Annotated in this window: 6 protein-coding genes, 2 tRNA genes and 2 rRNA genes; 1 reads left to right on the forward strand and 9 read right to left on the reverse strand. The window is 40.6% G+C overall.

Annotation, left to right across the window (positions count from 1 at the left end; all coding sequences use genetic code 11):
* Window positions 1-70 precede the first annotated feature (70 nt).
* The 9 genes from CVS89_RS06405 to mqnE all read right to left on the reverse strand — a co-directional run bounded on the left by CVS89_RS06405 (window position 71) and on the right by mqnE (window position 10,234).
* Window positions 71-2,975, reverse strand: a 23S ribosomal RNA gene (locus tag CVS89_RS06405).
* Between the two features lie 433 nt (window positions 2,976-3,408).
* Window positions 3,409-3,484, reverse strand: a tRNA-Ala gene (locus CVS89_RS06410).
* A gap of 12 nt (window positions 3,485-3,496) precedes the next feature.
* Window positions 3,497-3,573, reverse strand: a tRNA-Ile gene (locus CVS89_RS06415).
* A gap of 94 nt (window positions 3,574-3,667) precedes the next feature.
* Window positions 3,668-5,178: ribosomal RNA gene (locus tag CVS89_RS06420) — 16S ribosomal RNA — on the reverse strand.
* Together the 16S and 23S rRNA genes with 2 tRNA genes alongside form the textbook arrangement of a ribosomal RNA operon.
* A 302-nt stretch (window positions 5,179-5,480) precedes the next feature.
* Entirely contained in the window at window positions 5,481-6,182 is a 702-nt protein-coding gene (locus CVS89_RS06425; RefSeq protein WP_107847725.1) for a pilus assembly FimT family protein, read from the reverse strand.
* 3 nt (window positions 6,183-6,185) lie between these two features.
* Complete coding sequence (locus CVS89_RS06430; RefSeq protein ID WP_107847724.1) at window positions 6,186-7,403, reverse strand: ArnT family glycosyltransferase; 1,218 nt, start codon at window positions 7,401-7,403, stop codon at window positions 6,186-6,188.
* Window positions 7,404-7,412: 9 nt separating this feature from the next.
* Window positions 7,413-7,853, reverse strand: a complete 441-nt coding sequence (locus CVS89_RS06435; protein ID WP_021084219.1) for a phosphoribosyltransferase — start codon at window positions 7,851-7,853, stop codon at window positions 7,413-7,415.
* A 12-nt stretch (window positions 7,854-7,865) separates the two neighbouring features.
* The gene (locus CVS89_RS06440) at window positions 7,866-9,158 is read right to left on the reverse strand and encodes an NCS2 family permease (RefSeq protein WP_004317807.1); all 1,293 of its coding nucleotides are present in this window, start codon (window positions 9,156-9,158) and stop codon (window positions 7,866-7,868) included.
* 11 nt (window positions 9,159-9,169) lie between these two features.
* On the reverse strand, window positions 9,170-10,234 hold the full coding sequence (gene mqnE / locus CVS89_RS06445; protein WP_107847723.1) for an aminofutalosine synthase MqnE: 1,065 nt from the start codon (window positions 10,232-10,234) through the stop codon (window positions 9,170-9,172).
* Window positions 10,235-10,344: 110 nt separating this feature from the next.
* On the opposite strand from mqnE, the gene CVS89_RS06450 reads away from it, so the two are divergent.
* On the forward strand, window positions 10,345-12,843 hold the full coding sequence (locus CVS89_RS06450) for an HD domain-containing protein (RefSeq protein WP_107847722.1): 2,499 nt from the start codon (window positions 10,345-10,347) through the stop codon (window positions 12,841-12,843).

Raw genomic sequence — 12,843 nt, forward strand, 5'->3', positions numbered from 1 at the left:
TCATAAACAAAGTTTTATAAAAACATATCTTATTAAGTTTTTACCCTTAACAAGGAAGTGATGCTTATTAAAAGATAAGCAGACGAGCTATTAGTACTGGTCAGCTAAAGGACTTTCATCCATTACACACCCAGCCTATCAAACACATAGTCTATATGAGCTCTTAAAAGAAGATTCATCTTGGAGTTGGCTTCCTGCTTAGATGCTTTCAGCAGTTATCACATCCCAACATAGCTACCGAGCGGTGCCCTTGGCAGGACAACTCGTACACCAGTGGTTGGTTCGACCCGGTCCTCTCGTACTAGGGTCAACTCTCCTCAATCTTCTTGCGCCCACGGCAGATAGGGACCGAACTGTCTCACGACGTTCTGAACCCAGCTCGCGTACCGCTTTAAATGGCGAACAGCCATACCCTTGGGACCTGCTCCAGCCCCAGGATGCGATGAGCCGACATCGAGGTGCCAAACCTCCCCGTCGATGTGAGCTCTTGGGGGAGATCAGCCTGTTATCCCCGGGGTACCTTTTATCCTTTGAGCGATGGCCCTTCCACACAGAACCACCGGATCACTAAGACCGACTTTCGTCTCTGCTTGACGTGTATGTCTCGCAGTTAAGCTGGCTTATGCCTTTATACTCTACGAACGATTTCCAACCGTTCTGAGCCAACCTTTGTAAGCCTCCGTTACATTTTGGGAGGCGACCGCCCCAGTCAAACTACCCACCAGACATTGTCCTACTTGAGGATAACTCAAGCTAGTTAGCTATCAGAATAAAAAAGAGCGGTATCTCAACAATGGCTCACCATAAACTGGCGTCTATGGATCAAAGCCTCCCGCCTATCCTGCACATTTTTATCCCAATAGCAGTGTCAAGCTGTAGTAAAGGTCCACGGGGTCTTTCCGTCTTGCCGCGGGTAGGAGGAATTTTCACCTCCACTACAATTTCACTGGATCCCTCTTCGAGACAGCTCCCATCTCGTTACGCCATTCATGCAGGTCGATATTTAATCGACAAGGAATTTCGCTACCTTAGGACCGTTATAGTTACGGCCGCCGTTTACTCGGGCTTCGATCAAACGCTTCGCAGAGCTAACGTCATCAATTAACCTTCGAGCACCGGGCAGGCGTCACACCCTATACATCCTCTTACGAGTTAGCAGAGTGCTGTGTTTTTGGTAAACAGTCGGGAGGGACTCTTTGTTGTAACCTTCAATGCTTACGGAGTAAATCCTTCACAAAGTTAGGCACACCTTATACCGAAGATACGGTGCTATTTTGCAGAGTTCCTTGAAGAGAGTTCTTCCACGCGCCTTAGAATACTCATCCCACCCACCTGTGTCGGTTTACGGTACGGGCAACTATAACTAAACTTAGAAACTTTTCTTGGCTCGACAGTATAAAGGATTTACGATTCATTCCGAAGAACTTCACGCACCTGTAAGGCCTCGGCTTAAAGGAGTTCGGATTTGCCTGAACTCCAACCTGCACCTTTCGACCAGCACTACCATCCGCTGGCTCCTCTAACTCTAAGCGTCCTTCCATCGCACATTATAGTTGGCATTGGAATATTAACCAATTTTCCATCGCATACCCCTTTCGGACTTTGCTTAGGACCCGGCTAACCCTACGATGACGAGCATCGCGTAGGAAACCTTGGGTTTACGGCGTTGGGGATTCTCACCCCAATTATCGCTACTCATGCCTGCATGCTCACTTGTATTCGCTCCAGCACTCCTTACCGGTATACCTTCAACGCAAATACAACGCTCTCCTACCACTTAGTAAAACTAAGTCTAAAGCTTCGGTACTCATTTTAGCCCCGTTATATTTTCCGCGCAGAATCACTAGACCAGTGAGCTATTACGCTTTCTTTAAAGGATGGCTGCTTCTAAGCCAACCTCCTGGTTGTTTAAGTAACTCCACATCGTTTTCCACTTAAATGAGATTTAGGGACCTTAGCTGTTAGTCTGGGTTGTTCCCCTCTCGACGACGGATTTTATCACTCGCCGCCTGACTGCCATGATTACACACTAGGTATTCGGAGTTTGATAGGGTTTGGTACATTGGTGTATGCCCTAGCCCATTCAGTGCTCTACCCCCTAGTGTTACTACATGACGCTATACCTAAATATATTTCGGAGAGAACCAGCTATCACGATGTTTGATTGGCCTTTCACCCCTATCCACAAGTCATCCCATAGCTTTTCAACGCTAGCGGGTTCGGTCCTCCACCGGCTCTTACACCGGTTTCAACCTGCTCATGGATAGATCACATCGTTTCGGGTCTGCAACGTCTGACTAAACGCCCTATTAAGACTCGCTTTCGCTACGGCTCCGGGTTTCCTTAACCTCGCCAGACATCACAACTCGCAGGCTCATTATGCAAAAGGCAGTCCATCACCCTGATAAATCATAGGGCTCTGAATGATTGTAAGCAAATGGTTTCAGGTTCTATTTCACTCTGATCACCTCAGTTCTTTTCACCTTTCCCTCACGGTACTTGTGCACTATCGGTCTAGTAGTAGTATTTAGGGTTGGATAGTGGTCTACCCAGCTTCAGACAGAATATCACGTGTTCCGCCCTACTCAGGATACTGCTAAGTAAAACAAAGCTTTCATATACGGGGGTATCACCCTCTGTGCCTAACCTTTCCAGGTCGTTCTATTAGCTAAGTTTAGTCTATATTGCAGTCCTACAACCCCACTAGTAAACTAGTGGTTTGCCCTCTTACGCGTTCGCTCGCCGCTACTAGCGTAATCTCTTTTGATTTCTTTTCCTGAGGGTACTAAGATGTTTCAATTCCCCTCGTTCGCTCCGTTATACGGTAACTAATATCTCTATTAGTTGGGTTGCCCCATTCAGAAATTCCCGGATCAAAGCCCCTTGACGGCTCCCCGAGACTTATCGCAGCCTGGCACGTCTTTCATCGCCTCTACTAGCCAAGGCATCCACCACTTGCTCTTTGTAGCTTACCTTTTCTATATTAGATTATTCTAATTCGCATCACTTCCTTGTTAAAGATAACTTTATGTTACTACATTTAAATTCTAGCTCTCAAGACGGAAAGCATTGACTACTATTTAGATAAGTTTTAAATCCTAAATAGATTGTGATGTCAAACTTTTGCATTAAATGCAAAGAGAATAGAAATTTAAATCTTTAACAAGTCCTGTAAAATTGTTTTTAAAACTTGCTTGTGACTATTAACAATATTAATTAAAAGAACATTTAGACTTCGCAGACTAGCAAGCTAGCCTTTACGACCAAAGAGTTACACCCTTTGGAAACCCCTAAAGCACAAAGTTGCTTTAGGCAACTTCGTAATCAATAAAGATTAAGACGCTTAAAAGTCTAAAGTAAATGCTTCTAAAAACACTTAATATAGACTTTTAGTGTTAAACTATTTTATGGTGGAGAATAGCGGGATCGAACCGCTGACCTCCTGCGTGCAAAGCAGGCGCTCTCCCAGCTGAGCTAATTCCCCAATTAAATTCTCTGGTGGGCCTAACAAGACTTGAACTTGTGACCTCACCCTTATCAGGGGTGCACTCTAACCAGCTGAGCTATAGGCCCCTATAGGTCTATCAATCTTTCAAAACTAAACAAGGATGATTGAGAATATCTTTCTTATAGATATCTTGTGAGGGAATATCTATATGTACTCTAGAAAGGAGGTGATCCAACCGCAGGTTCTCCTACGGTTACCTTGTTACGACTTCACCCCAGTCGCTGATTCCACTGTGGACGGTAACTAATTTAGTATTCCGGCTTCGAGTGAAATCAACTCCCATGGTGTGACGGGCGGTGAGTACAAGACCCGGGAACGTATTCACCGTAGCATGGCTGATCTACGATTACTAGCGATTCCGGCTTCATGGAGTCGAGTTGCAGACTCCAATCCGAACTGGGACATATTTTATAGATTTGCTCCATCTCGCGATATTGCTTCTCATTGTATATGCCATTGTAGCACGTGTGTCGCCCCGGACATAAGGGCCATGATGACTTGACGTCGTCCACACCTTCCTCCTCCTTACGAAGGCAGTCTCATTAGAGTGCTCAGCCGAACTGTTAGCAACTAATGACGTGGGTTGCGCTCGTTGCGGGACTTAACCCAACATCTCACGACACGAGCTGACGACAGCCGTGCAGCACCTGTCTTAACATTTCTGCAAGCAGACACTCTTCTATCTCTAGATGATTTGTTAGATATCAAGTCCGGGTAAGGTTCTTCGCGTATCTTCGAATTAAACCACATGCTCCACCGCTTGTGCGGGTCCCCGTCTATTCCTTTGAGTTTTAATCTTGCGACCGTACTCCCCAGGCGGTATACTTAATCCGTTAGGTGCATTACTGCCAAGACTAGCTTAGCAACAACTAGTATACATCGTTTAGGGCGTGGACTACCAGGGTATCTAATCCTGTTTGCTCCCCACGCTTTCACGCATTAGCGTCAGTTGAGTTCCAGCAGATCGCCTTCGCAATGGGTATTCCTGGTGATCTCTACGGATTTTACCCCTACACCACCAATTCCATCTGCCTCTCCCTCACTCTAGATTATCAGTTTCCCAAGCAGTTCTATGGTTAAGCCATAGGATTTCACAAGAGACTTGATAATCCGCCTACGCGTCCTTTACGCCCAGTGATTCCGAGTAACGCTTGCACCCTCCGTATTACCGCGGCTGCTGGCACGGAGTTAGCCGGTGCTTATTCGTTAGGTACCGTCATTGTTCTTCCCTAACAAAAGGAGTTTACGCTCCGAAAAGTGTCATCCTCCACGCGGCGTTGCTGCTTCAGGGTTTCCCCCATTGAGCAATATTCCCTACTGCTGCCTCCCGTAGGAGTCTGGACCGTGTCTCAGTTCCAGTGTGACTGATCATCCTCTCAGACCAGTTATGCGTCATAGCCTTGGTGAGCCATTACCTCACCAACTAGCTGATACAATATAGCCTCATCCTACACCGAAAAACTTTCCCTATCTAACTTATGCTAGAGAGGAGTATAGAGTATTAGCAGTCGTTTCCAACTGTTGTCCTCTAGTGTAGGGCAGATTAGCTATACATTACTCACCCGTGCGCCACTAACTCATAAGAGCAAGCTCTTACTCGTCCGTTCGACTTGCATGTATTAGGCACGCCGCCAGCGTTCACTCTGAGCCAGGATCAAACTCTCCATATTAATTACCTATCTAATAGATAGGATTTTTATTATGAAGTTTTTAATCAAAAAAACTTTTAGTTTTTATATTAGTTTGTCTAATCTATTATTTAATCATAATAGACTGGCTCAATCGATCACTTGTTTAGATTTCAAAGATTGACTAATAGTTTAACAATTGTAAGTTAAAAGAACAACGATAAGAAAAAGGCTTTATTAACGTTGAAGTTAAAGGTGGTTTCTCGTTTCGTGAGCTGGAATTATATATGAGGGATGCTTAAAGATAGTTGAAATAATGGAGAGAAAATTTATTTTATAAAAAATCAATTTATATACGCAAATCCAGTTTTTTTCTCTATATTTATGCTGGCAGTATTATTATTTTTATCTGTTAAAACTATTTTGCAATCTTCTTTAAATAACTTAGAATAAGGTCGTTTTGCACTCCTTATAGCTGTTGAGCTTACAACTCTCATTGGACGGCCAAGCTCATCAAAATTAATAGTTTGCGATCCATTTCTAGAACAATCACCAATAAATTTAACTGATTTTATCCCATATTTTTTTTCAATATTTAAATCTTTATTTATCTTGTCGCAATAGGATTTAGGCATGCCACTCCAACCAGCGCTTAAAAATTTATTAGATTTTTGTGTATCAATAGCAACCTCATCTTTAGAATTTACATTGCCAGAAAATTTATTACCAGCACCTTTTTTATCGTAAAAAACACTATATTTCCATGTGCTTGACCCAGGCTCATCTATAGAACATGTTTGTTGTAAACTAGTATTATTAAAGGTTATCCCCCATCTCATTTTAAACCAAAGTTTTTCGTTTTTAGAGTAGACAAATTTATCATCTTGCATAGCAAGGTGCTGGGCGTATCTTATGTGAGTTAACAGCTGTGTAGCAGCTTCTTTTGCACCATTTCGCTCCAGTCTTGGCATTATCATTGCTGCAAGTATACCAACAACAACAATAACAAAAATAAGCTCTATCATCGTAAAAGCTCTTTTTTTCATAGCCTATCGTTCCTTGATATTGAAATTTGCAACTACTTTTCCCATTTTTTCTATACTAAATTTTGACTTCTCATCTAAATCGGCACTTGCTAATAAATTTTTAGAGTAGCTTTTTGTTTTTATCCCATAAAATTTAAGCCTTAGCGCAAGCCTTGTATCTTCAGTCGCTATATCTTGCACTCCAGCCTCTTTTAGCTTATCTGCTAGCTCTTTTGCTACATCAAATTTATAAGTGAGGTGTTTTGTAGGATCGTTTAAAAAAAGGTAAAAAATTTGATTAAAGATGATCGCTGACCAGTTAAATATCAAAAAAAGCATCACTAAGCTAGTGCAAATTTTATGACCTTTTCTAAATTTTGGCAGCCTCACGCGATATGAGTTGAAAAAAACTCTTACCATAAGTGGCGTTGCGATCACGCAAAATGGCAAAAACTGCTCAAGCTCCAGCCTTTGGCGCACAGAGACTATCATACAAAAGCAAAATGAGCAAATGGCGATAAACCACAAAAGGTCCTTCTTCTCCTTAACCCAAATTCTATAAATCGTATATACAAAAAAGATAAAGACAAATGGCGAAAATACAGCAGCAAATATGCCAAAGGTATCGATAAAGTGCCCGCTTGGTCTGCCATTTGTTTCAAAACCAAAAAAGTAAAGTGTCAGCAAAAATAAAATGGCGCTTAGCCAAGCAAGAGGCGGCTTTCTTTTGTAAAGTGCAAATATAAAAAATCCTGCATAAAATATCAAAAAATCGCCATCTATGAAAAAGGCTAGGCAGAAAAAGATGCCAAATAAAATTTTCTTTTTAATATGAAAAAGATATATACACAAAAGCGCTAGAGTGATGCAAATTCCAGCATTATTTATGATAAGGGCTGAAGCTAGCGTGCCAGGAAGCAGCACAAAAAGCAGAACCGCTATGATCCTGTCAAACTCGAGCTTAATGTAAAATTTACTCACCTTATACATCAAAACCACGCTTGCGATGTGAAAAAAGATCATCACGCCTCGCACAGCAAGGTCATTTTGACCAAAAAAGTGAGTGCTTAGTTTTAAGATATAGCTTAAAAGGCTGTGCTTTTGAAAGAAAATTTCAGCCTCATTGTAGCTTATACTAAGAGAATTTGCCGCATAAAGTAGAAAAACAAAATCAATCAAACATATCAAAAATACGCTAAAAGCGATGTGTCTGCTAGCAAATTCTCTAACTCTTTCTAACAAATTTAGCCCTTAAATATGTATATCCCAGAAAAACTCAACCCAGTCATGAGCCTCTTTTACCTTAAATTCAGGCAAAAGCAGAGCCTTTTCTTTATAAAATACAGTAGCTATCTTTATATCTAAATTTGGATAGCGTTTAAGCAGCTCTCTTTTTATCTCGACCATGCTCTCGCCGCTATCGATGATGTCATCAACAAGCAAAATTTTAGTGTATTTGCTAAGATCTGGCACGTTAAAAATTTGTATTGTATCAAGCTTGTTTGTATCCTCGTAGTGGATAGAATTTAAAGTAAATAAATTTCTATTTTCAAGCGCGACAGCTAGCGAGTGACCAAGCGTTAGACCGCCTCTTGCCACAGCTAGTATCACCTCTGGATCAAACTCATCTTTTATCTGTTTTGCCATCTTTTTGGCATCAATGGCAAATTCATCGTAGCTATAAAATATCATCTTTCATCCTTATCAATGCACTAAAAATACGATAAAACTAATGAGCGCTAGCACAACTACACCTAAATTTATATCGCTAAATTCTCTCTTTATGAGCTTAACTATGACGTATGACATAAAGCCAAATGCAAGGCCGTTTGTGATCGAGTAAGTAAGCGGGATGAGCACAACTATGAAAAATGTCGCAACGGCGATGGCTGGATCTTTGAAATTTATGCTAGCAAGCTCGGCAAACATAAGCACGCCGACCATTACGAGGATCGGATAGATGGCATTGCCAGGGATAGCTTTAAAAAGTGGCAACATAAATAGTGTAAGTATGAATAAAAGTCCGCAAAATACAGCCGTTAGACCAGTCCTACCGCCCTCTTCTACGCCGCTAGCACTCTCTACAAACGATGTGGTCGTACTTACACCTACAAGCGAGCCAGCTGCAGTAGCAACGGCATCAGCTTCAAGAGTTTTTTCAAGTTTTACGACACCATCTTTTTTGTTTTCGTCAAATATCCCAGCCCTTGTGCCAACGCCAGCTAGTGTGCCTATCGAGTCAAAAAGATCGGTCACAAAAAATGTGATAATAACCGGTAGCAAGGCTAGGCTAAAGGCACCTTTTATGTCAAGCTCTAAAAATATCGGAGAGATAGAGGCTGGAGTTGAAAAAATTTCTGTTGGATGAGGAGCGATGCCAAGCACCCAAGCTATCACTGAAGTGACAAGTACAGCTAGGATAAACGCGCCCTTTATCTTCCATGCCCAAAAGCAAATAACCAAAAATAGCCCCAAAACGCCAAGAAGCACGTTTGGATCTCTGAAATTTCCTATGCCGACTAAAACCGCGTCGTTATTTACGATAAAGCCCATTTGCTGAAATGCGACAAAGCTGATAAATGTGCCTATGCCAGCGCTTATCGCTCTTCTTAGATCAAGCGGGATGGATCTAATTATCCACATCCTAAAATTTGTAAAAGACAAGACGACAAATATCACGCCACTCAAGAAAACAACGCCAAGAGCCGTTTGCCAAGGCACTTTCATACCAATGCAAAGACCAAATGTAAAATAAGCATTAAGCCCCATGCCAACGCTCATCGCAACTGGCGTGTTCGCCCAAAGACCATTTAATATAGTAGAAAATATGGTAATTAGCGCAGTTGCAGTGATGAGTGCCTCATAAGGCATGCCTGTTTTGCTCATAATGATCGCATTTACCGGTACGATATACATCATCGCCAAAAATGTCGTAAGTCCCGCTCCAAATTCCTGCTTCACACTCGTTTTGTTTTGTGCTAAGTCAAAAAATTTCACCCCAAACTCCTTTAGTAAATTTTAAGTTCGTTATATAAGCTATCACGCTCAACCGGCGTAAAACCAGATGTTTTAATAAGATCGCAAAATGTCTTTAGCGTAACGCCATTTGCGCTGTTTGCGCCAGCTGCACTTTGTATGCTCTCTTTTTCTATCGTGCCATCAAGATCATCAGCGCCAAATTCCTGAGCGATCATCGCTAAATTTAGCGTCGATGTAGCCCAGTATGCCTTTATGTGCGGGACATTATCAAGCACCAAGCGAGATATCGCCATGGTCTTTAAAATTTCAGCCGATCCTAGAAATTTCACATCTTTTAAGTAGTTATTTTCTCTTTGATAAACTAGCGGGATAAATGCGTTAAATCCACCCGTTTCATCCTGTAAGTCCCTGATCCTTAGCATGTGATCAATCCTATTTTCGCGGCTTTCTATATGTCCAAAAAGCATTGTTGCATTGCTTTGTCTGCCTTTATCGTGCCACATTTTGTGGATCTTTAGCCAGTTCTCGCTACTTACTTTACCTTTGCAAATTTTAGCCCTGACCTCTTCGTCAAAAATTTCAGCCCCACCCCCTGGCATGCTATCGACGCCGTATTCAAGCATCTTTTCTATCACCTCATCGTAGCTTAAGCCGTAATGCCTTGATAAAAAATCAATCTCAGCCGCCGTCATCGCCTTTACGTGAAGCTCTGGATGAGCTGCCTTTATCTTTTTAAAAATTTCTAAATACCACTGCCAGCCGCTAGTTGCGTTGTGGGCGGAGACGATGTGTATCTCTTTTACGCCGTGACTCACGCTCTCATCAACGATCTTTAAAATTTCTTCGTGGCTCATTAGGTATGGATTTGGATTTTTTCTGTGGGCTGAAAATGCGCAAAATTTACAGATGTCAGCACAGATATTTGTTGGGTTTATGTGGCGATTTACGTTAAAAAAGACCTTGTTGCCGTGCAGTTTTCTGCGCTTTTTGTCGGCAAATTTAGCCAAGGTAAAAAGATCAAGCCCATAAAGCGAAAAAGCCTCTTGCTTGCTTAATCTCTCGCCACTTTCTAGTTTTTGTAATAGATTCATTATTTATATCGTCCTAAAGCTGAACTTAAGGCTTTATTATAAGCAAATAAAGCTTTGTTTTTGCAAAAATTATGTAACATTTGCCAAGATATTTTTAACAATGGAAACACTAAATGCTAGCTGATAAAAGTGCCAAAAATAGCGATAATTATTCAAAGATCAAAGAGAAATTTCTTGATTTTAAGGCAAATTTGCCAAAACATTTTCAAAAAAATCAAGGTAGAAATTTCACAAATTTCTTAGCCAAAGAGTATGATGATTTTATAAAATCTTATTTAAATGAAACTATGCGAGAATTTTTTGATGAGTTTGTGCCACAAAATGACAGCTTTGCTTTTAGCGTTCTAGCCACTGGCAAATACGCTCAAACGCTGCTTAGCGCAAATAGCGAGCTTGAAATTTTACTAGTTTATAAAAATTTAAAGGGCTATAATATAAAAAATTTCTTAAAAGAATTTTCTGAAATTTTAGATAGCTCTGGCATGAAATTTGTGATAAAAATTGCTGAAGTGGATGAAATTTTTATAAATTTCAAAGATGACCTTAAATTTAAAAGCGAAACCTCGCAAGTTCGCTATATTTGTGGCTCAAAAAGCCTCTACCGCTTAGTAAAAAGCGAGATCATAAAGATAAAAGAATTTAATAAAAAAGCCTTTTTAAACTACCATTTAAAGGCATTTTTGCCATTTTCTAGCATAAGCTACTTGGCACAAGAGCCAAATTTAAAAAGTGGCTTTGGCGGGATCGATGAAATTTACCGCTTAAACTGCATACTAAACTGCCTTGATAGCGACGTTTCAGTTAGATCACAAGCTCTTAAAGTGATGAATGAAAAAGAGATTGCGAGTTTTAATCTAAATGTGGATTTTTTACTAAGCTTGCTAAGTGCTTTAAATTTGACCCAAAACACCGATACTTTCAGCGCTTCAAGTGTCGAGATCACGACAAATTTCATGCAGACAAAGTCCAAAAAACTTCAAGACAACGAGAGCGTCATCAGCCAAAAGATGCTAAGCTCGATGAATAACGTAGCCATTTATTCAAGATTTATCGCAGCTTCGCTTTGCAGGCCATTTTTCAAAAGCGAGCTAAGCTTCGAGCAGAGAAAATTTGCTAGGCTAAAAAATGGATTTTATGAGATAAATGGCGTCATCTACGTGCCACTTCACAAAAAGCCAGCGCTCATCGAGCATCTCATAAATGAGCTTTTAGAGCTAAAAGATGTGGATTATAAATTTGATATAAGCGCGATCTTTTATATCAAGCGAGCCATCATCACAAAAGATGGCTTAGAGCGCGCTATCAGCGAGTTTAAGAAGATATTTTTAAGAGAAAATTCCTACGCCATTTTAAAATCCTTGCTCGATGCGCAGATGATACAAATTTTGATAAAACCGATGGAGCACATCTCCCAGCTAGCAGAATATGACGGCTATCACGAATTTACGGTTGATGAGCATAGTATCTTAAGTGTCAAATTTCTTGAAAACATAAAAGATAAATTTATAAAAAATCTCTATGCTGAGCTTTGCTTAGAGGGCAAAACGATGCTAAAGATCGTGACACTTATGCACGATGTTGGTAAAGGACTTGGCGGCAAAGATCACGCAAACATCGGTGCAAACATATTTAGAGCCTATGCGAACAAGCTAAATTTAAGCCAAAAAGCTATCAACATCGGCGTCGTCTTGATAAAATATCACACCCTAATGAGCAACGTCTCAAACAGAGAGGATATCTACTCACAGCGCGTCATCTTCGCCTTCATCTCAAAGCTAGGCGACAAGCAGGTTTTAAAGCTACTTTACATCCTTAGCTACTGCGTGATAAACGCCACAAATGAGAGGCTTTATAACGCCTACACAGCAAAGCTTTTAAGAGAGCTTTATGAAATTTCTCTTAGCGCATTTAGCGATGAAAATTTACTTGATGAGGCGACAAGGCGGGTAAAAAAAGAGCAGTCTATAAAACGAAATAGCGAGTTTTTGGCGCTTGAGCCAAAGCTTCAAGAGAAAATTTTTAAGATCACATCAAATTTGGTCTTTACAAAATATAGCGCGAGCGAGATCATAAATTTAAGCAAAGTGGCTGATAGCTTAAACGAAACCGAAATTTTCATAAACAATACTAAAAATTTAAGCATTCAAATTTATACAAACAAGAGCCTAAATTTAAGCGCCCTGCTCTATGAATTTGCCAAATTTGACCTTGCATATATGGAGATATTTGAGCTTTTTGAGAAGAAATTTTATATCAGGCTTGACTTTAACCAAAATGTAAAAAATCATGAGCTCGAAAACACTAAAATTTTAGCCCTAAAATCCCTAAATAGCGAGGTTTTAAGAGAGCCTTTGAAACCAAATATTAACAAAGATGAGATAAACTTCGAGCTAAATCACTCAAAAGATTACGCCAAACTTAGCATCAACGCAAAAGATCAGCGCGGGCTAATGGCTTATGTGATGAGTGTTTTTGACAGGCTTCATTTTCAAGTCACGAGTGCTAGAATTCAGACGGTTAAAAATAGAACGAGAAATCTCTTTTTGATCGAGAAAAACGAGCGACTTGAGAGTAAAGGCGAAGAGATATTAAATTTATTAATAAGCGAGTAA

It is taken from the genome of Campylobacter concisus, from assembly GCF_003048615.2.
Taxonomy (GTDB): Bacteria; Campylobacterota; Campylobacteria; order Campylobacterales; family Campylobacteraceae; genus Campylobacter_A; species Campylobacter_A concisus_C.

Excerpts from the sequence above, each read along its gene's own strand:
- CVS89_RS06425 (WP_107847725.1), bottom strand. The coding sequence starts at position 6,182 with ATGAAAAAAAGAGCTTTTACGATGATAGAGCTTATTTTTGTTATTGTT.
- CVS89_RS06435 (WP_021084219.1), bottom strand. The coding sequence starts at position 7,853 with ATGATATTTTATAGCTACGATGAATTTGCCATTGATGCCAAAAAGATG.
- CVS89_RS06450 (WP_107847722.1), top strand. The coding sequence starts at position 10,345 with ATGCTAGCTGATAAAAGTGCCAAAAATAGCGATAATTATTCAAAGATC.